Annotated in this window: 21 protein-coding genes and 1 riboswitch; of the genes, 15 read left to right on the forward strand and 6 right to left on the reverse strand. The window is 46.9% G+C overall.

Translation table 11 applies throughout. From position 1 onward, the window contains the following. The first annotated feature begins 244 nt into the window (after window positions 1-244). The 4 genes from H2R00_RS18865 (at window position 245) to H2R00_RS18880 (ending at window position 4,164) form a co-directional block, all read left to right on the forward strand. Window positions 245-2,356: a heavy metal translocating P-type ATPase gene (locus H2R00_RS18865; RefSeq protein ID WP_182070062.1), complete on the forward strand. Its 2,112-nt coding sequence runs from the start codon at window positions 245-247 to the stop codon at window positions 2,354-2,356. 125 nt (window positions 2,357-2,481) lie between these two features. Continuing rightward, the gene (locus tag H2R00_RS18870; protein WP_154995250.1) at window positions 2,482-3,177 is read left to right on the forward strand and encodes a thioredoxin domain-containing protein; all 696 of its coding nucleotides are present in this window, start codon (window positions 2,482-2,484) and stop codon (window positions 3,175-3,177) included. Further along, window positions 3,167-3,580 (forward strand): disulfide oxidoreductase, encoded by a 414-nt coding sequence (locus H2R00_RS18875; protein WP_048350388.1) that lies wholly within the window; start codon window positions 3,167-3,169, stop codon window positions 3,578-3,580. The genes H2R00_RS18870 and H2R00_RS18875 overlap by 11 nt, the downstream gene beginning before the upstream one ends. 98 nt (window positions 3,581-3,678) lie before the next feature. Further along, window positions 3,679-4,164, forward strand: coding sequence for a GNAT family N-acetyltransferase (locus H2R00_RS18880; RefSeq protein WP_182070063.1), 486 nt, complete (start codon window positions 3,679-3,681; stop codon window positions 4,162-4,164). Window positions 4,165-4,243: 79 nt separating this feature from the next. On the opposite strand, the gene H2R00_RS18885 is transcribed toward H2R00_RS18880, so the two are convergent. Then, complete coding sequence (locus H2R00_RS18885; RefSeq protein ID WP_182070064.1) at window positions 4,244-4,789, reverse strand: GrpB family protein; 546 nt, start codon at window positions 4,787-4,789, stop codon at window positions 4,244-4,246. 124 nt (window positions 4,790-4,913) lie between these two features. Here H2R00_RS18885 and H2R00_RS18890 point away from each other — a divergent pair, with 124 nt between their 5' ends. Both H2R00_RS18890 and helD read left to right on the forward strand, forming a co-directional pair. Continuing rightward, window positions 4,914-5,522 carry a trimeric intracellular cation channel family protein gene (locus H2R00_RS18890; protein ID WP_076788851.1) on the forward strand — a complete coding sequence of 203 codons (609 nt, stop codon included), beginning with the start codon at window positions 4,914-4,916 and terminating at the stop codon, window positions 5,520-5,522. A 180-nt stretch (window positions 5,523-5,702) separates the two neighbouring features. Beyond that, entirely contained in the window at window positions 5,703-8,039 is a 2,337-nt protein-coding gene (helD, locus tag H2R00_RS18895) for an RNA polymerase recycling motor HelD (RefSeq protein WP_182070065.1), read from the forward strand. Between the two features lie 5 nt (window positions 8,040-8,044). Here helD and H2R00_RS18900 read toward each other — a convergent pair whose 3' ends face one another. Together H2R00_RS18900 and H2R00_RS18905 are read right to left on the reverse strand one after the other, a co-directional pair. Beyond that, entirely contained in the window at window positions 8,045-8,452 is a 408-nt protein-coding gene (locus tag H2R00_RS18900) for a DUF5412 domain-containing protein (RefSeq protein ID WP_154995242.1), read from the reverse strand. A 77-nt stretch (window positions 8,453-8,529) separates the two neighbouring features. Then, the gene (locus H2R00_RS18905) at window positions 8,530-9,654 is read right to left on the reverse strand and encodes an aminotransferase class V-fold PLP-dependent enzyme (RefSeq protein WP_182070066.1); all 1,125 of its coding nucleotides are present in this window, start codon (window positions 9,652-9,654) and stop codon (window positions 8,530-8,532) included. Between the two features lie 268 nt (window positions 9,655-9,922). Between H2R00_RS18905 and H2R00_RS18910 the strand changes: the two genes are divergently transcribed. Beyond that, window positions 9,923-10,783: an ROK family protein gene (locus H2R00_RS18910; RefSeq protein ID WP_182070067.1), complete on the forward strand. Its 861-nt coding sequence runs from the start codon at window positions 9,923-9,925 to the stop codon at window positions 10,781-10,783. Between the two features lie 90 nt (window positions 10,784-10,873). Then, window positions 10,874-11,713 (forward strand): glyoxal/methylglyoxal reductase, encoded by an 840-nt coding sequence (locus H2R00_RS18915; RefSeq protein ID WP_154995236.1) that lies wholly within the window; start codon window positions 10,874-10,876, stop codon window positions 11,711-11,713. Window positions 11,714-11,753: 40 nt separating this feature from the next. Here H2R00_RS18915 and H2R00_RS18920 read toward each other — a convergent pair whose 3' ends face one another. From H2R00_RS18920 to H2R00_RS18930, 3 genes are all read right to left on the reverse strand, one after another. Then, window positions 11,754-13,205 carry an MDR family MFS transporter gene (locus H2R00_RS18920; protein ID WP_154995234.1) on the reverse strand — a complete coding sequence of 484 codons (1,452 nt, stop codon included), beginning with the start codon at window positions 13,203-13,205 and terminating at the stop codon, window positions 11,754-11,756. Between the two features lie 200 nt (window positions 13,206-13,405). Beyond that, window positions 13,406-15,265 (reverse strand): LTA synthase family protein, encoded by a 1,860-nt coding sequence (locus H2R00_RS18925; RefSeq protein ID WP_182070068.1) that lies wholly within the window; start codon window positions 15,263-15,265, stop codon window positions 13,406-13,408. Window positions 15,266-15,364: 99 nt separating this feature from the next. After that, on the reverse strand, window positions 15,365-15,835 hold the full coding sequence (locus tag H2R00_RS18930) for a metal-dependent hydrolase (protein WP_182070069.1): 471 nt from the start codon (window positions 15,833-15,835) through the stop codon (window positions 15,365-15,367). 241 nt (window positions 15,836-16,076) lie between these two features. On the opposite strand from H2R00_RS18930, the gene sspJ reads away from it, so the two are divergent. The 7 genes from sspJ (at window position 16,077) to H2R00_RS18965 (ending at window position 23,647) form a co-directional block, all read left to right on the forward strand. Continuing rightward, window positions 16,077-16,217, forward strand: coding sequence for a small acid-soluble spore protein SspJ (gene sspJ / locus H2R00_RS18935; RefSeq protein WP_182070070.1), 141 nt, complete (start codon window positions 16,077-16,079; stop codon window positions 16,215-16,217). 162 nt (window positions 16,218-16,379) lie between these two features. Continuing rightward, window positions 16,380-16,557: riboswitch (Lysine riboswitch) on the forward strand. Between the two features lie 114 nt (window positions 16,558-16,671). After that, window positions 16,672-18,036, forward strand: coding sequence for an amino acid permease (locus H2R00_RS18940; protein ID WP_182070071.1), 1,365 nt, complete (start codon window positions 16,672-16,674; stop codon window positions 18,034-18,036). Window positions 18,037-18,083: 47 nt separating this feature from the next. Then, window positions 18,084-19,148 carry a FecCD family ABC transporter permease gene (locus tag H2R00_RS18945; protein ID WP_154995224.1) on the forward strand — a complete coding sequence of 355 codons (1,065 nt, stop codon included), beginning with the start codon at window positions 18,084-18,086 and terminating at the stop codon, window positions 19,146-19,148. Continuing rightward, complete coding sequence (locus tag H2R00_RS18950; protein ID WP_154995222.1) at window positions 19,148-20,161, forward strand: FecCD family ABC transporter permease; 1,014 nt, start codon at window positions 19,148-19,150, stop codon at window positions 20,159-20,161. The genes H2R00_RS18945 and H2R00_RS18950 overlap by 1 nt, the downstream gene beginning before the upstream one ends. Before the next feature lie 63 nt (window positions 20,162-20,224). After that, window positions 20,225-20,992, forward strand: coding sequence for an ABC transporter ATP-binding protein (locus H2R00_RS18955; RefSeq protein WP_182071119.1), 768 nt, complete (start codon window positions 20,225-20,227; stop codon window positions 20,990-20,992). A gap of 172 nt (window positions 20,993-21,164) precedes the next feature. Continuing rightward, window positions 21,165-21,893, forward strand: coding sequence for a response regulator transcription factor (locus tag H2R00_RS18960; RefSeq protein ID WP_154995220.1), 729 nt, complete (start codon window positions 21,165-21,167; stop codon window positions 21,891-21,893). Next, on the forward strand, window positions 21,890-23,647 hold the full coding sequence (locus H2R00_RS18965; RefSeq protein WP_154995218.1) for a sensor histidine kinase: 1,758 nt from the start codon (window positions 21,890-21,892) through the stop codon (window positions 23,645-23,647). The genes H2R00_RS18960 and H2R00_RS18965 overlap by 4 nt, the downstream gene beginning before the upstream one ends. Window positions 23,648-23,820: the final 173 nt, after the last annotated feature.

Genomic DNA, 23,820 nt, shown 5'->3' on the forward strand with positions numbered 1-23,820 from the left:
CCTTATGCAAAAAGCTTGTTAGTTTAGTAGCTAAACTAAGTATATTTGGGCATCGCTTCCGATATGCCAGCAGAGTTTTGCACAAGCGAAAAGCAGGGTAAACACGGAAACAGCCCTGATGCGTATGAGAACAAAGATCGATTGACACATTTTTCGGATGAAGCATATAATAAGGGTATATAATATATGCGTATATGCTCATATATAAAATAAAGCCCGGCGCTGAAAAAGAAAGGTGAGAGAGATGGAAAAGGTGAAGCAGGAATACATGTTAAACGGTCTCGACTGCGGCAATTGCGCACAAAAAATCGAGCATGAAATAGCCGGTATGAAGGGGATTGAAGCGTGTTCTGTCAATTTTGCAACAAGCACGCTGACTGTCAAAGTCGACCAAAACAGCGGCGAAGACATTCCTTCAAAAATAAAGAAAAAAGTAACCGAGATTGAGCCGCACGTCAATGTGACGTTGAAGGAAGGGACAAAACAGGCTCCCTCCGAAGGCGATGGACGGTTTAAAAAAACGGTTGCAAGACTGGTTGCAGGAACCGTTCTCGGTGCGGCGGGCTTTCTGCTTCCCGGCGGGTCCGCAGCTGAGTGGCTTCTCTTTTTCCTTGCTTATCTAATCATCGGCGGTGATGTCGTATTAAGGGCCGTCAAAAACATCTTTCGCGGCCGGGTTTTTGATGAGCACTTTTTAATGACGATCGCCACTCTGGGTGCATTTATTATTCAGCAGTATCCCGAGGGTGTGGCGGTTATGCTGTTCTATCAAATAGGCGAGCTGTTCCAGGGAGCCGCGGTCAGCCGCTCCCGGAAATCGATCAGCGATTTGATGGACATTCGTCCCGATTATGCCAATCTTCAAACAGAAGGCGGAACGGTCAAAGTATCTCCCGATGAGGTCAAAGCGGGCGATGTCATCATCGTCAAGCCCGGAGAGAAAGTGCCGCTTGACGGCAAAGTGCGAGCAGGCAAATCGCTTGTCGATACGTCCGCATTAACCGGAGAATCCGTTCCGAGAGAAGCCGCGCCAGGCGCAGAGGTACTGAGCGGATTTGTCAACAAAAACGGCGTGCTTGAAGTGGAAGTGGACAAAGAATACAGTGAATCAACCGTTTCAAAGATTCTTGACCTCGTCCAGAATGCCAGCAGCAGAAAAGCGAAAACAGAGAATTTTATCACCAAATTCGCCAAGTACTACACACCTTTTGTTGTCATAGTCGCGCTTCTTCTCGCTTTCGTCCCGCCGCTGATCATTTCCGACGCCATGCTGTCGGATTGGGTGTACCGCGCTCTCGTCTTTTTGGTCATTTCTTGTCCGTGCGCGCTCGTCGTTTCCATTCCGCTCGGCTTTTTCGGTGGCATCGGAGCGGCGTCAAAAGCAGGTATACTCGTGAAAGGCGGCAATTATTTAGAAGCGCTGAATGATGTCAAATACGCCGTTTTTGACAAAACAGGCACTTTAACAAAAGGCGAATTTGCCGTTGTTAAACTGTCGCCGGCAGGCCGTGTCAAAGAAGATGAACTCCTTGAATATGCGGCGCTTGCCGAACATTTCTCAGGCCACCCGATCGCCGAGTCGATCCGGGAAGCATACGGGAAGGAAGTCCAAGCGGATCGCATCAAGGATTACAGTGAGACGGCCGGCTTCGGCGTCAGAGCGGTTGTAGACGGAGCCGTCATGTTGGCCGGCAATGCCAAGCTCATGAAGAAAGCCGGTATACAGTATCAAGAGGAACGCGAAATTGGAACCGTTGTTTATGTAGCCGCCGGCGATACGTTTATCGGCTCGATTGTCATCGCAGATGAAATCAAAGAGGATGCCAAGCGTGCGATCTCTGCTTTGAAAAAAGCGGGTATTAAAAAAACGGTGATGCTGACGGGCGACGCGAAAGAAACCGGCGAGGCGGTCGGCTCGGAACTGTCCATTGATGAAGTGCATGCAGAGCTTCTTCCGCAGCACAAAGTGGACCGCATTGAAGCATTTGACAAGCAAAAGCTTCCAAAAGAAAAGCTGCTTTTCGCAGGAGACGGCATCAACGATACGCCGGTTTTGGCGAGAGCGGATATCGGAGTTGCCATGGGAGGCCTCGGCTCTGATGCGGCAGTCGAAGCGGCTGATATTGTGATCATGACCGATCAGCCTTCAAAAATTGCTGAAGCCATCAACATTGCCAAGCGGACGAGAACGATTGTCTGGCAGAATATTATCTTTGCACTCGGTGTTAAAGGCATTTTTCTCATCCTGGGTGCTTTTGGTATCGCGACGATGTGGGAAGCCGTCTTTTCAGACGTCGGTGTTACCCTTCTGGCCGTTTTAAATGCGATGAGGGTATTAAAAGTGAAAGAAATGTAACTTTTTTACCACCTAATGAATTGGAAATTCCTTTTTTAGCATCTTCACGAATGCGGCTTGTCTTGTTAAAATGAAAGAGGTTATCAAACTGGCATACTAAAAAATAAGAATAATGAGGTGTCTAAGTGAAGAAGAAACAGCAGTCACCGATGAAATTTGCAGTGATTATGACAGTCGTGGTCGTTTTTCTGATCGGCGCACTTGTCGTAATCAACAATCAAACCCAAAATGCTTCGCAAACCTTTGATGACAAGCCTTCAACTGAAGGACAGCCGCTTCTAGGCAACAAAGATGCGACTGTAACGATCACGGAATTCGGAGATTACAAATGTCCCAGCTGCAAACAGTGGACTGAGACCGTCTTTCCGGATTTGAAAAAGGATTACATCGATAAAGATCAAGTTAATTTTTCATATATTAACTTCGTCAATGAACAGCACGGCAGAGGCTCTGAATTGAGCGCCCTCGCTTCCGAGCAAGTATGGAAGGAAGATCCGGATTCATTCTGGAAATTCCATGAAGCACTGTACAAAGCACAGCCTGACAATGACACGATGGAAAACGAGTGGGCGACACCTGCAAAATTGGCGGACATCACGGAAGCGAATACGAAAATCAAACGCGATAAGCTTGTCAGCAGCTTAAATGACAAAACGTTCTCTGAGCAATTAAAAACGGACAATTCGCTCATCAGCAAATACAGTGTAGACTCGACGCCGACGATCTTTGTCAACGGCATAAAAATCGACAAACCGTTTGATTATGACAAAATCAAAGAAACGATCGACAAAGAGCTGAAAGGCCAGTCTGATGAAAAATAAACTGTTTTTTCTGTACGGCGCTTGGATCGTCTCATTAACGGCGACGCTAGGCAGCTTGTACTTCAGCGAAATCCGTAAATTCATTCCTTGCGAACTGTGCTGGTATCAGCGGATTATGATGTATCCGCTCGTGCTGATCCTCGGAATTGCGACATTTCAGGGCGATGCCCGCGTGAAAAAATACGTGCTGCCGATGGCGGTGATCGGCGCAGGCATTTCCCTGATGCATTACATGGAACAAAAAATTCCCGGATTCAACGGCATTAAACCGTGTGTCACAGGAGTGCCTTGTTCAGGGCAGTATATCAATTGGTTCGGTTTCATCACGATTCCGTTTCTCGCCCTTATTGCATTTATTTTGATTATCATTTTTATGTGCTTTCTCAAGGGGAAAGACGAGTAAAAAGAGCATTGTCTGACAATGCTTTTTTTTTTACATGTTCAATAGAATAAATGTTATAATATTTGGAAATTATCAAATGGATGAGAAGGATGATGAGGGTGGAGTTTAAGATTCGTAAAATGAAAAAGCAAGACATCCGTCAAGTACAGCGGATTGCCAAAACAAGCTGGAATCATACGTATGAAGGGATAATCCCTTTCGATATTCAAGAGAAATTTTTGCAGAAAGCGTACAATGATGAGAGAATGCAGCAGCGTTTGGAACACTCGTTAATGCTCGTTTCAGAAGCGGACGGAAAAATCGTCGGCTTTGCCAACTACTCCTTTGCCAGAGAAGGAGGGGAAGCCTATCTCGCGGCCATTTATTTAGCTCCGGAATACCAAGGAAAAGGCATCGGAACCGCATTACTGGAAGAGGGGATAAAACATTTGGAGGGAGTGAAAAAGATCTTTGTAGAGGTTGAAAAAGAAAACCGCACCGGAAAAAACTTTTACAAGGCGAAGGGTTTTGAGGATGTCTCCGAATATGATGAAGACTTTGAAGGGCATATCCTCAAAACGGTCCGAATGGCCTTGCACGTATAATACCAGCTTTCACTTCGTGACTTGGACATAGTAGTATAACAAAACCGCCATAATGAAGGCGATGGCTATTGTAAGCAATTTATGTTTTGTCTTTTTCAGCATGCGGGCCGCTCCTTTCCAAATGTTTTGCTTTCTCAATCAAAGCTGTGATGAACGCCTCTTTTCCTTTTGTGTAGGAGGTGCGGTCATATGGAAAACGCCGCGCCAAGGTTTTTTTCAATGTTTCATATTCTTGCCGTTCGACGGAGTGCTTTCTTAAATAATTTCGGAATCTCAGCTGATTTTTCCATTCTTCGCTTTGAAAAACGTATACGTGCAGATGGTGTGTGCCTGCCCTCCACATTCCTTTTCGAAAAAAGCGCCTGGCCGGGAAGGCTTCGTGAAATACATGCTCATAACCGAGCTGCTGAAGCGGTTTGATCCATGCTGAAGCTTCGCTGAGACTGTTGATGCCGGCCATCAGATCGAGCACCGGTTTTGCAGCAAGGCCGGGAACAGAGGTGCTGCCGATGTGTTCGATTCCGAGAACTTTTTTTCCGAGGACATCCGTGAGCCGCTGTTTTTCAGTTTCAAATTCGTGCGCCCACTCGGCTTTCGCTTTTTCGATGATGATCTCCTGTTCCATGTTTCCACCCCTTTAAAAACGTCTTTCTATATTATAAGATATTTTGATTCAGATAGGGTTGATTTAAAGGTTGTAGAAGTTATAAAATCAAAAAGATTGAAGTTTAGTATGGAGGACATCTTAGATGGCTTGGGAAGTGTTGAGCATCATCGGAACCGTCGCTTTTGCGATCAGCGGAGCGATCGTTGCAATGGAAGAAGAGTATGATATTTTAGGAGTTTATATATTGGGGATTGTGACGGCGTTCGGCGGAGGGGCGATCAGAAATCTGCTCATCGGAGTCCCGGTGTCCGCCTTGTGGGAGCAGGGGAGTCTGTTTCTAATCGCTCTTGTGTCGATCACGATCGTTTTTTTGTTTCCGAAGCTCCTGTTAAAGCATTGGAGCACCTGGGGGAGCTTTTCAGACGCGATCGGTCTTGCCGCATTTGCGATACAGGGAGCGCTTTATGCCGTTCACATGAATCATCCGGTCAGCGCGGTGATCGTTGCGGCGGTCTTAACAGGAAGCGGCGGCGGAATGATCCGTGACCTTTTGGCCGGAAGAAAGCCGCTTGTGCTGAAAACCGAGATCTACGCCGTTTGGGCCGCTTTGGGCGGATTCATTATCGGCATGGGCTGGGCGGAGAAGCCGCTCACGTTGTATATCCTGTTTGCTTTGCTGGTCGCTTGCCGTGTATGTTCGTACATGTTTAACTGGAAGCTGCCGAACCGTTCGTTGCGGTCCCACAGCTGAAATAGAAAAAAAGCCGATTTTTCGTTGATTGAAAAATCGGCTTTTTATATTGATTTGACCAAAGGTTATATGATAAGATGAAGTGTATTTTAACATAAAATTTCAATTATTATATTATTATCCAATTTTATTTTATCATGAATCTTTTTAGATGTCAAATCTTTTTAGGGAGTGGTCAGCGTGCAGGAAAACGGTCAGGAATGGCTGGAAGAGGAAAAACGAATCCGGCTTGTTTTAAAGGAATTGGATCAGAAGCTTCATTCTCTAAAGGGAAAGACCGGCGGATTGAAGGAGGATATCATCGATTTACGGAAACATTTCTGGAGCGATGTCACCGTAAACTTAGCCGATGAAAATGAAGCGGTTGAAACATTTTTTAGCATTAAACAGCAGGCTGAGGTTTTGGCTGAAAGGGAAAGGAGCCATAAGCAATTTTACAGCCAGTTGAAAAACCTGTTAAAAGTGAAAGAGTCGCCTTATTTCGGCCGCGTAGATTTTTTGGAGGACGGCGAAGAAAACGCTGAATCCGTCTACATCGGACTCGCCTCTTTAATGGATGAAAAAGAAGAGCGGTTTTTAATTTATGATTGGAGAGCGCCAATTTCCAGTCTGTTTTACAACTATGGTCCCGGAGCGGCTCAATACGAAGTTCCGGACGAGACGGTCAGGGGAACGATTGAGCTGAAAAGGCAATTTCTCTTCAAAAACGGCCGGCTGAAAGCGATGTTTAATACGGATATGGCGATTGGGGATGAAGTCCTTCAGGAAGTGCTGGGGCAGCAGGCCGATATCCAGATGAAAAGCATCGTCGCTACGATCCAAAAAGAACAGAATCAAATTATTCGGAACGAAAAAAGCCGCTTTTTAATTGTTCGGGGAGCGGCGGGCAGCGGAAAAACGTCGGCGGCATTGCAGCGGGCCGCATATTTGCTGTACCGCGGCCGCGGGCAGATCGAGTCGAGCCAGATGCTGCTATTCTCTCCAAACCTGCTTTTTAACAGCTATGTCGCCAATGTTCTGCCTGAGCTCGGAGAGGAAAACATCCAGCAGACGACGTTCCAGGAATTTGTGGCGAGTCGCCTTGGAAAGCAGGTATCGTGCGAGACTCCGTTCGATCAGCTCGAATATTGTTTAACCGCTTCAGACGATGAGAAGCAGCGCATCCGGATGAAATCGATTGAATTGAAATCCAGTCTGGCCTTCAAAGGCATTATCGATGATTATGTCAAATGTTTGGCAAAAGGGCATCTGGATCTGGTGTTTAAACATATCGCCTTTCGCGGAAAAAGGATCATCACAAGCGATCAGATACGGGAATTTTTCGCTGCTCTTGATCATGAAGACACGCTGTCCAACCGGATTGAACAAACGGGAAAATGGCTGTTACAGCTGCTGAACAAATATGAACGCCAAGAAAGAAAAAAAGACTGGGTCATCGAAGAAAGCGAGCTGCTGGATAAAGAGGAATACTTAAAGGCCTATAAACGTCTTCAGGAGGAACAGCGCTTTACGGAGAATACATTTGACGATTATGAAAGGGAACGAAACCTCCTCGCCGCCATCATTGCCGAAAGGGAGTTCAAACCGCTCAAGCAAGCGGTAAAAGCGTTCGGCTTTATTGATTTTAAGGGAACATACCTTCAGCTTTTTTCCGGACGCTATGCCCCGCAAACGCGGCCTGATGACTGGCAAAGCATTTGCACATTCACTCAGAAAAGCTTTCGTTTTGAGAAGCTGCCGTATGAAGATGCCGTCCCTTTTTTATATATGAAAAACCAGCTGAAAGGCGGGGGAAAAAACATGGCAATCCGCCATTTATTCATCGATGAAGCCCAAGATTACACGCCTTTTCAGCTTGCTTTTTTGAAGAGCTTGTTTCCAGCGTGCAGCATCACGATGCTGGGAGACTTAAATCAGGCAATTCTTGCCCATTCCTATCACGACAAGACGCTTCTATCGGGAGGTGTGTTTGAAGGCGAAAAAACGGAGATCATCACCTTGAAGCGCAGCTACAGGTCGACGAAAGAAATTGTTGAATTGACAAAGCACATCATCGAAGGGGGCGAAGAGATCGAAGCCTTTAACAGGAACGGCAAAAAACCGACTTTGACAATATCAGCCGACTCTCATGCACACCATAAAGAGATGGCTTCCCTTATGACTGCCCTTCAAAAAGAAGGACTTGAGTCGATTGCAGTCATCTGTAAAACCGTCCGGGAATGCAGGGATGCGTTCCGGCATCTTCAGCAGCATACAGAGCTTAAACTGATCGATAAAGAAACGAGAACGTTTCAAAAAGGCGCGGTCGTCATTCCCGTCTATTTGGCAAAAGGAATCGAATTTGATGCCGTCGTCATTTATGACGCTTCTGAAAAGCAATACAAAAAGGAAAGAGAGCGGACTTTATTTTATACGGCGTGCACGAGGGCGATGCATGAGCTCCATCTCTTTTCTCTTGGAAAGGAAACGCACTTTTTAAACGGTGTTTCAAATGATATGTACACGAAAAGAGAGTGACGCTGTCACTCTCTTCTTCCATCATATATATCAGTCCTGACGTCCAGCACGTTGTTGTTGATGGACACATGGTATTTGTCTTGCCATTCGATTTTGGCATGTTCTTCTTCGTATCCCCAATAGATATTCTTTCGTTCACCGGTGGCAACCGTTGTCAATTCCCCCCTGACAGAAGGGGAGTTCGTTCCCCCGCCTTGATTCACTCTATACAAATTCAGGTTGTATGCTTGATTCGGCGAAGCGGAAGACTGAAACCAATTTCCTTTCGGCAGATGATTCATCGAGTAAAAATGCGTATACACGATATATCCAATGGTAATGGCGGACGCAAGCAAAACAGCCAAAATGGCAAACAAGGCGCTTCGGCGCGAAGGCTTCCTCTGCTCTTCTAATCCGTCAATATAAAGCTCCAATTTGTCTCATTCCTTGATGAAAATTGTTTTTTTATAGTTTAAGGAAAAAATCGCATTCTGTCTATTTTGAAGCCGGCTTAGCCCAAGAGTGCCGCGATCTCATCCATCACAAACCCTATTTCCTCCTTTGTGTTGTAAAAATGCGGAGCTATTCTGATGATGTTGTTTCGTGCTGAGACGATGATATGTTTTTCCCGCAAGAGGGATTCAATACGGCCCGCTTCTTCGGCATACACCGAGATCAGGCTTGTTCTGTTATGTACGGTCCCGGGTCCTTTGATCTTCAGCCCTTTTTTCGCACCGTATTGCAAAGAGAATGCCGCGAGCTGCCGCAGGTAGGGCTCGATCCTGTCGGGCTCTGCTTCAAGCAGCAGCTTCAATGCCGCGTCTGCCGCATAAATGCTGATAAATGCCGGTGTCCCCGACTCGAAGCGTTTCGCACCTTCCGCAAAGCCTGAATTTAAGGCAAATGGTGTGTTCCTTCCGAACCAGCCGGCCGTTTTTGGCTCAAATTGTCCGCAAAGTTCGCGTTTCATATACAAAAAAGCTGTTCCGGGAATGCCGAGCATGTATTTGCGCGTCCCCGCGGCAAGGATGTCGATATCCATGTCTTTGACATGAATCGGAATGTGGCCGGCGGTTTGATAGGCGTCGACGAATAAAAGCGACCCTTTTTGATGGACAATCTCGGCAATCTGTTTTATGTCTTGCTTAAACCCGTTCCGATAGCCGGCATGAGGTACACACGTCAAGAGCGTCTGATCGGTAACGTCTTTTTCGTATTGTTCCAAGTTGATCATTCCGTCTTCGCTCTGAATGATGATGAGGTGATCCTTGAAGCGGTCTTGCGCAAGCCAAATTTGGCCGACAGCAGGAAAATCGATATCCGTGAAGGCGATCTGCCTTCGGTGCAATGGCTGCGGCAATGAAGCGGCAACAGCAGCCACAGCGTCAGATACTGACGGCAAAACGGCTATCTCTTCTTTTTCGGCGCCGATCAGCCGGGCGAATTTTTCCTTAGCCTCATCTATCTTGCCGAGATGTGCTTTCCAGTCTGCACCAGAAGTTAAAAGGCCGTTCTGATACTCATCAATCGCTTTGGCAACAGGCAGAGCCAGCGCGCTTCCAGAGCATGCGGCAAGGTGAACATGATCAGACAATATCGGGAATAAAGAACGGAAATTGTGGAATGGATGCTTCATGATATCCCTCCTCATTATTAAAGCTTCGTGCCGGGCTTTAAAAAACCTCTTTTTCACGGTTGCCATAAAGCGGTCAGAAGCCTTTTTAAGGGAATGTTTTTAACGCGGCAGTTGTTTGAAAACTGCCACATTTTCGGGAAGCAGTATTCCGGGGGCGTCAAAAGCCCCCATGCTCCGGTGAATCAGTGTTCAGTGTGATTGCTTTCTTTCATTGTCTGATTTATGATTCAATTAAAGCAGTTCAAACAGATGAAAAGGAGCCGAGAGGATGAAACATTACGGTGCAATAGAAGCAGGAGGCACAAAGTTTGTTTGTGCAGTTGGAACAGAAAACGGAGAAATCATAGACAGGCTGACGATCCCGACAGAGACGCCTGAGGAGACCATTGGAAAGCTGACCGATTTCTTCAGCAAATATCAGCTCACATCAATGGGGGTGGGTTCTTTTGGACCTATATCCGTTGCAAAAGATAAAGAGGATTACGGATACATAACCAATACGCCGAAATTAGCCTGGAAGGGGTACCCGTTTATTCCCGAATTGGAAAAAAGGCTCGGCATTCCGGTTTCGTTTACGACTGATGTAAACGCTGCCGCGCTTGGCGAGCTGACGAAAGGAGCGGCGCAAGGCTTGGAAAGCTGCTTGTATATTACAGTCGGCACAGGAATTGGAGCAGGAGCGATTGTCGGCGGCCGGCTCGTGCAGAGCACGCTCCATCCTGAAATGGGTCACCTTCTCATTAGACGGCATCCGCAGGATACGTTTGAAGGAATCTGTCCGTATCACAAGGACTGCCTTGAAGGGATGGCATCGGGTCCGGCGCTAGAAAAGCGATGGGGGAAAAAGGGCAAGGATTTGGCTGAAAACGAGGAAGTTTGGGAGCTTGAAGCCGACTATTTAGCACAGGCTCTCATGCAATATATTTTGATTCTGTGCCCTGAAAAAATCATCATGGGCGGCGGTGTCATGAAGCAGCAGCAGCTGTTCCCGTTGATTCGCAAAAAGCTTGCCGAATATATGAACGGATATGTCGACCTGCCTGATCTTGAAGAATACATCGTGCCGCCGGGTCTCGGCGACGATCAGGGAATCACAGGAGCGCTCGCTTTGGCTCATACAGCCGGTTGAGCAAGTTGTTTTGTAAAATCCACCCAGTGTGAGATAATAAAAGCGGTGCGTTTAAAAAGCATCTAGAAAAAAGGAAGGTGGTCGTTCAAAATGGTAAGCAGTTTAAAGGACACTGTAACATTACATAACGGTGTGAAAATGCCATGGTTTGGACTTGGAGTTTTCAAAGTTGAAGAAGGCAGCCAAGTCGTTGAATCTGTGAAAGCAGCCATTAAAAACGGATACCGGAGCATTGACACAGCCGCTATCTATCAAAATGAAGAAGGCGTCGGCAAAGGGATTAAAGAATCAGGCGTTCCCCGCGAAGAGCTTTTCATCACGTCAAAGGTATGGAACAGTGACCAGGGATATGAAAAAACATTGGCGGCTTTTGATGAAAGCCTTCGAAAACTCGGCCTTGACTACCTTGATTTATATTTGATTCATTGGCCTGGAAAAGACAAATATAAAGATACGTGGCGCGCGCTTGAAAAGCTGTACAAAGACGGCAGAGTGAAAGCGATCGGCGTCAGCAACTTCAATGTGCACCATTTGGAAAGCTTATTGGAAGATGCGGAAATTAAACCGATGGTCAATCAGGTTGAATTCCATCCGCGGCTGACTCAGGCTGAGCTTAGGGACTACTGCAAAAAGCAGGGCATTCAGGTGGAAGCATGGTCTCCGCTCATGCAGGGAAAACTCCTCGATGATCAGGTGCTGACTGACATCGCTAAAAAATACAACAAATCCGTCGCTCAAGTCATCCTGCGCTGGGATTTGCAAAGTGAAGTCGTCACCATTCCGAAGTCAATCAAAGAACACCGCATTATTGAAAATGCCGACATTTTTGACTTTGAATTGTCAGCGGAAGATGTCGAAAAAATCAACGCTCTTAACAAAGATGAGCGCGTCGGTCCGGATCCTGACACAATGGTTCACGGATTCGAATAACCATAAGAAAATCCCGGGTTTTTATGAACCCGGGATTTTTTTATTTCTCATGAATGGCCAAACGGCCTTTCGCTTGTTTTCTTCTGCTGCCGTCAAGCCGTCCGCGTCGGTGCTGCTTAATAAAGAATGAGAGAACCAATCCGATTCCCGACAATGCGGCCGCGGTCATAAACGCCAGATTGACGCCGTGAATCATCGCCGTATCCGAAGACGGACCGGCAGGATCGGTAAGCGCACGTTGTGTCATGATGGTGATCAGAACAGCCGTCCCGATCGATCCTGACATCTGTCTCATCGTATTGTTCATGGCCGTTCCGTGAGGAATCAAATGGCGCGGGAGCTGGTTCAAGCCGGCTGTCGTAACAGGCATGAGCACCATCCCCATGCCGACCATCCGAATCGCATAGACGGTAGACAAATACGCAAAAGGCGTCGTCTTTGTCAGATGGGTCAAGAGCAATGTGGTCACGAAGATCGCTGTCAAACCGGTGATACTCAAGATCCGTGCGCCGATTTTGTCAAAAATTCTTCCGGTAATCGGAGACATCAGCCCCATCACTACTGCTCCCGGAAACAGCATCATTCCCGATTCCATCGCTGTGAAATGGCGCATATCCTGCATATACATCGGCACGATCGTCGCCGCTCCGATCATCGACATAAAGACGACCATCCCGATAATCGTCGCCAGGGTAAACATCGGATATTTAAATACCCTGAATTCCAAAATCGGTTCTTCCAAATGGAGCTGCCTCCAAATGAACCAAAACAGCGCAACGCTGCCGACCGCAAAGCCAGCCAGCACGTCAGCACCCGTCCAGCCGGCAACACCGGCGCTGCTGAAGCCGTACAAAATGCCGCCGAAGCCAAGCGAAGACAATATGATGGAAGTAACGTCCATCTTAGGCGATGTCTGTTCGGTGACATTTTTTAAAATAAAGTGTGCGGCAATCATGTCGATAACGGCGAACGGAAGCAACAGGTAAAACAATACTTCCCAAGGATAGCGATCGACGATCCAGCCTGACAGGGTCGGTCCGACAGCGGGAGCGAAGGCAATTACAAGCCCGACCATTCCCATCGCTGATCCGCGTTTTTCCTTTGGGAAAATCAATAAAAGCACCGTCTGCATCAATGGCATCATAATGCCCGCACCGGCCGCCTGCACGACGCGTCCCGCAATCAGCGCCGGAAAGCTGAATGACAAGGCGCAGATCAGCGTCCCAGCCGTAAATAAAGACATTGCCGCCATGAACAGCTTTCTCGTCGTGAATTTTTCAATTAAAAAAGCCGTAACTGGAATCATGATCCCATTCACGAGCATAAAAACGGTCGTCAGCCATTGGGCAAGCCCCGGCGTAATGTTTAAGTCCCTCATGATCGGAGGCAGAGCCGTCGTCAAAAGCGTCTGATTCAAAATGGCGATAAATGTCCCCATAATCAAGACGGCAACAATCGGCAATTGATTTGTCTTGTGCTGTGTTTCACTCATATTAAAACCTTCTTATTTATCATTTTTTATAACACTTTATGAAATAATCGGTACTCGAAATAACTTCTCTTTTCATTTAGGGTAACGAAGGAACTGCAAAACCGCAAGTTCATTTTTAACATTCGGTATATAATACCCAGCTGTCCCTCAATTTAAACAGCCCCTTTAAGCCGGGGAGAATCCGGCTTAAAGGGGACGGATTATTTTTTGTAAAATCTCAGCAAATCACCGTTAATAATCTTATCGGAAAGGGAAAGCTCTTCATTCGCTTTCTCTATGAGAGGGCCGCATTTGTCCTCTCCGTCGTTGATCATATCCCCGGTTTTTTTGCTGTAGCACGTATTTTTCGTGTAGATATAATCATCTGTAATAAAGCTGCCGTTTCTTAACACAGCGAAAGGCATTCTTTCTTTCGAAAACAGGTCATTTCCGAATTGAATCATGCCTTTTGTATCAATTCCGAGCAAGTGGAGCAATGTCGGTTTGACATCAATCTGGCCGCCTGTTTCAGATATCGTTTTCGGGTCTTGATCCGTTACCCCCGGAATGTGGATAATCAGCGGCACCCGCTGCAGCTGAACGGTATCGTAAGGGGTGATTTCGTCTTTGCCCAAAAATTGAGCTAACGCATCGTTGTGCGCTTCTGATATGCCGTAGTGATCTCCCATGAAGACGATCACAGAATTGTCGTAAAGGCCGTTTTTCTTCAGTTTTGCAATGAAATGCTTCAATGCTTCGTCTTCATAGCGTACAGTCGTGACATACCGGTTTAAAATCTCACTCTCCGAATCGTATTCATCAATCAGCTTATCCTCATCATCAATTTGAAACGGAAAATGGTTCGTCAATGTGATCAGGTTGCTGTAGAAGGGCTGCGGCATGTCTTTCATCAAGTCGGCCGATTGCGTTAAAAACTCCTTGTCCTTCAGCCCCCAGCCCGTTGAATTTTCAGGTGTCACATGAAAATGGGAGACGTCATAAAAGCTGTCGATGCCAAGGGCTTTGTACATGACGTCCCTGTTCCAGAATTTTTTATGGTTGGCGTGGAAAACCGATGTTTTGTAATCGTGATTCGCCAGTGTTTTATACATCGAATTGTACGCATTTTCGCTCTTCGTAAAAAACACTGAACCGCTCAGAGACGGATAGAGCGAATTGGCGACAATGAATTCCGAATCGGACGTTTTCCCCTGTTCGGTCTGCTGATAAAAATGGTCGAAATAATAGCTTTTTTGAATGAACTTGTTCATGAACGGCGTGATCTCCTGGCCGTTCACCTTTTCATTGATGACAAACGTCTGGGTGGATTCAAGCGTTACAAAGATGACGTTTCGTCCTTCAGCAATCCCGAACATATCTTGGTTCGGTTTGCTGTAGTCGGCATTTGTGTAGTTTTCGATCGTTGCCAGGCTGTTTTCATCAGCGACCGCTTTTTGTGTCAAATTAAAGGTCTGTGAAATGCCGTCCAACAGATGAAACTGATATAAGCCGATATTTTTTACAAGCACTTCCCTGTCGTAGGAGTAGCTTAAAAACTTCGGCTGATCCAGCTCTGACAGGGCGAGATTAAACAGCACCGTTCCGGCGGCTGCCACATAGTAGATCTTAACGGCTTTAGCGGAAAGCTTTTTGCCGGTTCTTTCGCGCGTTTTTGCCAGCCAGACCATGAGAGCCAGGTCCAGGAAAAGCGCGATGAAAACCGGATTGAACAGTTCCTGAAAACTGCTTCCAAGCCCCCCGAGGTTTTTTGCCTGGAACAGGACGGGAATGGTGATGAAATCGATGTAGAAACCATAAAAAATGCTGTTTGCAATCAAGATGCCCGTCAGGACGACATTAGCCCCGATTAAATAGAGGCGCTGCGTTTTTTCGCGAAAAAAGAGGCTGATGCCGAGTACAGGGATGAGAAAGCTAAGCGGGTTGATAAACAGGATCAGTTCCTGAAGTGCGTTGTCGATTTGTAAATTAAAGCCCAGCTTGTAGATGAAGTACGTCTTCATCCACATAAAAAATATGGATAGGCATAAAAACCACTGCTTTTTAAAAAATTGTTCTTTCATATAAATAGCTCCTCACATATAATCCCCGCAGGTAAAGAACACCAAGATAAAATGACTAAAAAAAGCATAATATAGCAATCGGTCAAACCGTCTCTTTCGTCAGGCGATCAAGTTCGCAATAAAATAGCACGAAACAACGGTGAGCACAGCAAGAACGCCTTGTTCTGCCTTCCCGCCGGTTTTAATATAAAGGGGCAGCCGAACCTTAATGGCGGACGGAAAGAAAAGTTTGATGCCGTTTACAGTCCCGGCATCAAGGAGCAGATGGCTCGCCATTCCGGCCATCAATCCGAAAAGTATGCTCTGATCTGTAAAATATAAATGTGCCGCAAATGCCGTAATGAGCAAAAAGAGCAGGCTGTGTGTAAACGTCCTGTGCCCGAAGACAGAACTGATCACTGCTGATAAAATCGGAAGCCTTCTGCCTATCTTGCTTTTTGTATGGCAAATATCCGGAATCAATGCTCCGATAACACCAGAAGCTGTCATGAACACCGGATCATATCCGTAAAAATAAGCAGCAGCCGTACAAGAAGCGACCCCTCCCATGATGTGTGTTTTTCCTGTCATATCGCTTCTCCTTTAAGACCTATAACAATTTCCTAATGAAAACTATATCAAGAGTTCTGACGGCCTTCAAGACAGATGGTGACAACTTGTCAGCTAAAAAACCGCATTTTCTTGAGGCAATCGGCACGTTTTCATCTAAAATATGGTGTTTTCAGTTAAAAAACACCTTCCAAGGTTCTGCATAATTTTAAAATGATAAGCCAAATTAAAATTGTACCACATTTTTAAAGAGGTGATTCATTTGGGTATTCTCTTCAATAAAGATAGAGGAAATAAGGAAAAGAACCAAAACGCCGTTCGGGGGGCGCTTGAAGATGCAGGGCAAGCGCTGAAAGGAGACCCTCTGCAAGAGGCGGTCAACAAAAAGAAAAATAACCGATAAATGACAGATGGAAGGGCCCGTCTTCCATTCTTCAGAAGGCTGCCAAAAAAGGCGGCCTTTTGTCGCGGCTGTCCGCTTTTTTCCATCACTTCCCTTTGACAGATTAAAATTTCTCTGGTAACCTCTTTTCAGAATATGTGATAAATCCTCACTCTTAACTCTTAGTGAGGTAGAGGTTGCGCGGATGATGAGTCGCATGTGTGAGGCTGATGGGGCCGATGATCATATGCAAAAGGCATCAGCGCCGAAGCATAAGGAAGCCATTCATTCTTTATGCTGGGTCTGCATTGAATAAGTGCAGGACTGCCGCGGTTTTTTCCCGCGGAGGGCTATCCGGAGATCAAGAGTGTATGTTTAACCAAAGCATGGACTTTTGTTCATGCTTTTTTTATTTTGAATGATCTCACGGTCTGGTCCGGCATATTTTTTATAAAATGCTCGGAGGTTATATTTTATGGAACAGACAAAAAAATGGGGCTTCTGGCTTCTTACGGCTTTTGTTGTCGGCAATATGGTCGGCTCAGGGATTTTTATGCTCCCCAGCACACTCGCTCAGACGGCAAGCCCGCTCGGCGTAACGGCGGCATGGCTGGTGACGGGCGCGGGGGTGCTGATGATCGCCCTTGTATTCGGTCATTTATCCATTCGCCGCCCGGATCTTAAAGCAGGTCCGCAAAGCTATGCAAGAGCTTTATTCTCAGACCCTAAAAAAGGGAATGCGGCAGGTTTTACAATGGTTTGGGGGTATTGGGTGGCAAGCTGGATCAGCAACGTGGCCATCATTACAAGCCTTGCAGGCTATATGACGACTTTCCTGCCGATCTTAACTGACGGACGCGAGCTGGTTGAACTCGGCGGACACTCTGTCACACTTGGCCAGACCTTGACATTTATCGTGTGTACGATTTTGTTATGGGGGACGCATTTCATCTTAGTCTCCAGCATAAATGGAGCAGGCAAGCTGAACTTTTTAGCGACTTTTTCCAAAGTGCTTGGGTTTGTCCTGTTTATTGTTGCAGGTTTATTCGTTTTTCAAACGGCATTATTCGAATCATTTTATTTTCCGATCGAATCAGAAGGCAAAAGCATAGGGCTGGGCGGACAGGTTCACAATGCGGCGATTTCAACGCTGTGGGCGTTTGTCGGCATCGAGTCTGCGGTGATTTTATCAGGGCGCGCATCATCCCAGCGCGATGTGAAACGCGCGACGATTACCGGACTGTTAATTGCGCTCGGTATTTATATGATCATCACTTTAATTACGATGGGCGTCATCCCGCACGATCAGCTCCAGGCATCAGATAAACCGTTCGTTGATGTGCTGCACGTGATCATCGGCAGCTTTGGCAGCGTGATGATGGCGGTCTTGGCAATCGTTTCTTTGTTCGGATCGATGCTCGGCTGGATTTTAATCGGCGCAGAGGTTCCGTATCAGGCGGCAAAGGCCGGTGATTTTCCTGTTTTCTTTGCGAAAACGAACAAAAAGGGAAGCCCAGTCAATTCATTGATCGTCACAAACGTGATGTCGCAGATCTTTATTTTCTCAACGATTTCGGGAACGATCAGCGAGGCCTTTACGTTTTTAACAACGTCGGCGACGCTCGCTTACCTTGTGCCTTATCTCGTAGCGGCTGTTTTCAGCTTGAAGCTCATCCTCAAAGGGGAGACATACGGCGAGCTGAAAGGGTCAAGAACAGGGGACGGCATTATCGCCTTGGCCGCTCTGGCGTACTCTTTATGGGTCATCGTTTCAGGCACGTCTGACTTGACCACCTTTATCTTGGGAATCGGGCTGTTTTTCGTCTTAGGTCTATCATGAAAATGATAATCGTTATCGGTTAAAAAGATCGAAAGGAATGGCATCGAGTGAGCTCTTACAAAAACATACATCATATCAACAGCGCGGATGGCCCTGATGAAGAACAGAGACCGATCAGCCGTCCGCTCGGAGCTGTTTTTGTCCTGACCGGCGGAATCATGCTGCTGCTTTTTGGCGCCGCATTATCGATTGCGCTCGGTGCGGCTGATATAAAGCTTGGAACGGTATGGGACGCTATTTTTCATTTTGATGCGAAAAATACGGCCCATCAAATTATTCAGGAACTAAGACTGCCAAGAACGGTAAGTGCGGCTCTTGTGGGCGCCTGCCTGGCGGTTTCCGGTGCGGTGATGCAGGGGATGACGAGAAATCCTCTCGCATCGCCGGAAATTATGAGCGTCACGCACGGGTCAGCTTTCGCAATTGCTGTCGCGTTTGCTTTTTTTCCAGGAACCACATCGGTCGGGCTGATGATCTGGTCATTTGCCGGTGCAGGTCTTGGAGCGGGGCTCGTTTTTGCGATCGGAATGTTTTCAAAAGGCGGTCTTACGCCTGTAAAGCTGGCTTTGGCTGGTACGGCTGTCGGCACGTTCCTGAGCGCTCTTTCTACGGGCATCGCGATCCATTTTGATGTGGCGCGCGACGTCAGTTTTTGGTATGCCGGAGGTGTCGCCGGTACGAAATGGCTCAGCATTCAGTTGTTGATTCCGGCGGCAGCGCTCGGTTTGGCTGTCGTTTTTGTCATCGCACGCTCCATTACGGTTCTGAGTCTGGGAGAGGAGCTGGCGAAAGGGCTCGGTCAATATACGAAGACGGTTAAAGCGATCGGCATCGTGTCGGTTGTTCTGCTGACGGGTGCTGCTGTATCCGTTGCCGGGGCGATCGGTTTTATCGGATTGATCATTCCGCATATTACCCGCTTTCTGGTCGGGGTTGATTATCGCTGGATCATTCCATGCTCAGCGGTGCTTGGCGCAGTTCTTCTGATCTATGCGGATATTGCGGCAAGGCTGGTCAACCCGCCGTTTGAAACACCTGTCGGAGCAGTAACGGCGCTTGTCGGCGTACCATTCTTTCTCTATCTGGCCCGCAGGGAAAGGAGTGGACTGTAATGCTCAGGAAAAACAACAGACGGGCGGCTGCGGTGATGCTCGTCATGGCCGTGCTGACGGTCGCCGTGTTTTTATTAAGCATGAACATGGGAGAAATCCGCATCGCACCGCTTGATACATTGAAAACACTGTTCGGCTTCGGAACGCCGCAGGATGAACTTGTATTATTTGAATTCCGTTTGCCGCGCATGGTCCTCGCCATGCTGATCGGTGCGGGGGTTGCTGTCTCCGGAGCCGTCTGGCAGGGGATATCCCGGAATGATCTGGCCGATCCGGGGATATTGGGCATCAATACGGGAGCAGGTTTTGCCGTTGTGCTGTTCATCTTCTATTTTCAGGGAGACGTTGGCAACCTGCAAAAAGGATTCGTTTTTTCCCTGCCGATTTTCGCGTTTTTGGGAGCCTGTTTTGCAGTCGTTTCCATCTATTTGCTGGCGTGGAAAAAAGGCTTGAATCCCATTCGCCTCGTTCTGGTCGGCATCGGAGTGAATGCGGCGTTTTCGGCGGCCATCTTAATGCTGCAGCTTAAAATGGACCCGAATGACTTTATGCAGGCGGCTGTTTGGCTGTCAGGAAATATATGGAGTTCAAACTGGAGCTTTGTCTCGGCCGTGCTGCCATGGATCGTCGTGCTGATTCCTTTTATCCTCTATAAAGCGCGCTATTTAAACGTGCTGAATCTCGGTGATCAGCTCGCAACAGGGCTCGGAACGGCAGTTGAAAAGGAGCGGCGCACACTGCTTCTGTCAGCAGCCGCGCTGAGCGGCGCGTGTGTAGCGGCTGGAGGAAATATTACGTTTCTCGGTCTCGTGGCTCCGCATATTGCCAGAAGACTTGTCGGGCCAAAGCATCAGCTTTTAATCCCGGCTTCCGCGTTGACCGGAGCATTGCTCTTTTTACTGGCGGACTTAATCGGAAGAATGATACTGGCGCCTTCGGAAATTCCCGTAGGGCTTGTCATTGCCGCTTTAGGCGCGCCGTACTTTATCTATTTGCTCATGAAAACAAATTGAAGAAGGGAAGGGTGCAAGGTGTCTCTTTCAACAAACAACCTGGGGATCGGCTACGGCGAACAGATGATTGTCGAAAACCTAAACCTCCACATACCAAAAGGAAAAGTGACGACCATGATCGGTCCGAACGGGTGCGGCAAATCAACGATATTAAAAACGATGGCGCGCATACAGCGTTCGAGAAAGGGCGCCGTTTATTTAAACGGCAAAGCGATCCACCAAATGTCGACGAAGGATATAGCCAAACAGATGGCGATTCTTCCGCAGACGCCTGAGGCGCCAGGCGGTCTGACCGTATATGAGCTCGTTTCTTACGGCCGTTTTCCTCATCAAAAGGGAATGGGCAGGCTCTCGGCCGATGACCGCCGCATGGTTGAATGGTCTCTCGAAGTGACAGGAATGATGCCTTTTTATGACCGGCCGATCGAAGCCCTTTCTGGGGGACAGCGCCAACGCGTCTGGATTGCGATGGCTCTTGCCCAGGAAACGGAGCTCTTGCTGCTTGACGAACCGACAACCTATTTGGACTTGGCGCACCAGCTTGAAATTCTGCAACTGCTGGAAAAGCTCAACAAAGAAGAAGGCCGAACGATTTTGATGGTTATTCACGACCTCAACCATGCCGCCCGCTTTGCCCATCATATGGTGGCGCTGAACCGCGGTGCGATTGTCAAAGAGGGCGCTCCTCATGAAGTCATGACATCAGAAGTATTAAAAAAGGTGTTTCAGATTGATGCTGAAATTATTTTAGACCCGCGCACGGGAAAGCCGGTGTGTCTGACTTACGATCTATTGAAAAAAGAAGAGGATCAGAGGCTGGCAACCGGATGACAGACATCGGACAGATGTCTGTTTTTTTATTCCATGATTTCGTAAAGTAAAAAATCATTTCTAAAAAAGTTTATTTTTACTTTAAAATCAGAAAACGGGTGCCGATAAAGATATAATAGATGGTAAGATGAGGATATCAAAACATGATATAGACAGAAAGGAAAGAAGGATTTTGGAAAATGCGACAATTTTGATTGTGGATGACGAAGACGCCATTGTTCAAATGGTCAAGCGCGTCCTCACGAAGGAAGGATTTTCAGAAGTTCTGACCGCGAGCAGCGCAGAAGAAGCGCTCGACATCGTGAAAAAGGACACCGTACACTTAATACTTCTCGATGTCATGATGCCGGGACAGACAGGATTTGATGTATCCCCTGAAATCAGGCGGCACACCAACGCCCCGATCTTCTTTTTAACGGCGAAGACATCTGACCTCGACAAACTGTCAGGTTTTGCCTACGGGGCCGATGATTATATTACAAAACCTTTTAATCCTCTGGAATTAATCGCCAGGATTAAAGCGCATTTAAAAAGAACGTATATACATAAGGAAGTCGCAGCTGCTTCGATATCTTCAGCCTACGAATATGAACGCTTTACATTTCACCCCGACTTTGCGGAGCTGATCGTGGACGGAGAAACGGTCAGCTGCTCGGCGCAGCTGCTCCAGCTTCTCCAATATTTTTGCGATCATCCGAACAGGGTGCTTTCCAAGGACCAAATTTATGAAAAAGTGTGGGGCGTTCCATCCTACGGAGACAGCAACACCGTCATGGTACATATCAGAAAGCTAAGGGAGAAAATCGAAAAAGACCCGAGCAGTCCCGAATATATCGTCACGATTCGCGGTCTTGGATATAAGTTCGTTCCCAATCCTGGAAGAAAAGAGAGCGAAGGATGAAGCTCAGGGGTAAGCTCGTTCTCCATTTTGTCAGCCAGATTTTCCTGATTCTCGGTCTTGTCCTCGCCACTCTGCTGCTATCCTTCATCTTTTTCGCTCTCCGGTTAAGCGAGAGCGAAGCGGATACAGGCTTGGCAAAAGCCACATCAGACACGTTTGAAAGCTGGGTCAGCGTAGACGACAATAACAATTGGCAGATTGAAGATATCTTGAAATCGGCTATCGACAAACAGGGAGGATGGCTTCAAATATTAGACGGCAAAGAGAAAACCGTTTATTCCTACCGTCTTCCTTCGGAAATTCAGAGGCAGTACCACAGGGAAGACCTGGTATCAGTTTTTGACAAAAAAAGAATCAAAAAATATCAAGTCAACTTCTGGTCTGCCAATTTCAATGATGAAGACTACGTGATTTTATTCGGCTGGGAATCGAAAAGCGATACGATCCTGTCCTATTTGGATAAAGAAGAAAAGGATATGGCGGACCTTTCTTCCTATAAAAAAAGCACGCTTGATTTCATTAAGAAAAACAAAGGGTCCGTCTATCTGTTCAGCGAAAAAGGGAAAATGTTGGACTCGATCTACCAGGATATAGACTACAGCCAGGGAATCAATGAGCTGGAGCTTTTAAAATACGGATCAAAGCCATGGAACTACGAGCACGAGTTTTCATACAGGCGCTTAAGTGCGACAGAATGGCTGATCGCCGCTACGCCGAACCCGATTTTTAATCCGGATCATGAGTTCAACAGGACGATGATCGGACTCGCTTTAAAAATCGTGCTGCTCGTGATCGGCGTTCTGATCGTATTGATGTCTTCCATGACCATTTGGTATTCTTTCAGATTTGGCATGCCGATCATCCATACGATTAAATGGATCGTCAACCTTTCAAAAGGGCGATTTGAAGAACCGAGAAACCGGAAAGGCCGCCCGCAAAGCCGGAACAAAAAAGGAAAGCGAAAACAGCCGTATCGACTGTTCACAGAAGTGTTTGAATCGATGGAGCAGCTGACGGAAACGCTGAAAAAAGACGAGCAAAACCGCAAGAAAATCCAAACGACCCGGGAGGAATGGATCGCAGGGCTCTCCCATGATTTAAAAACGCCGCTTAGCACGATTTACGGCTACAGTATGATGCTGGAGTCTCCAAACTATGAGTGGTCAAAAGAAGAAATCCGCGAAATCGGCCAGGCGATGAAAGAAAAGTCGGACTACATGTCACAGCTAATCGAAGACTTGAACTTAACGTACAGGCTGAAAAATGACGCCTTGCCGATTAAACGCCAGACAGTGAGGCTTGTGCCATTTTTAAGGAGCTTCGTTGAAGAGTTTAAGCGCCATTCGTTTTCGGAAGGGTACAACGTGTCTTTTGAATACAAAGAAGAAGATACCGAGTTTGCGATAGACAGAGGCTGGTTCAGAAGAGTCTTGGAAAACCTCCTCGCCAACGCCGTCAAGCATAACAAAAAAGGCACTGACATCAAGGTGATCCTTGAAGAATCCAAGCAATATATTATTCTTAAAATTCAAGACAACGGAAGAGGCATGGACTCTGAAACCGTCTCAAATTTATTTAACCGCTACTACAGGGGAACGCATACAAAAGATGCGACAGAAGGAAGCGGTCTCGGCCTTGCCATTTCTTTGGAACTTGTCCATCTGCACGACGGCTGCATCGCAGTTGACAGCCGGACAGGCCGCGGGACGGAAATTACGATGGAATTTAAGAAAAACCCTAAAGCCGCCAAATAAGCGGTAAGAAAAAGAAGAAGCCGAAGGCAGTTGCCTTTAGGCTTCTTTTATGTTGAGAAAATAATGGAAAAGAAGGCGCGGTTAGTATAAAATAAGATTAAATGTTAACGTTCACATTATATTGCAAACAAAAATGTTAACGTTCACATTTATAAAAAAAGAAAGGTGGAGAT

The organism is Bacillus haynesii (assembly GCF_014042035.1).
In the GTDB taxonomy this organism is placed as follows: domain Bacteria; phylum Bacillota; class Bacilli; order Bacillales; family Bacillaceae; genus Bacillus; species Bacillus haynesii.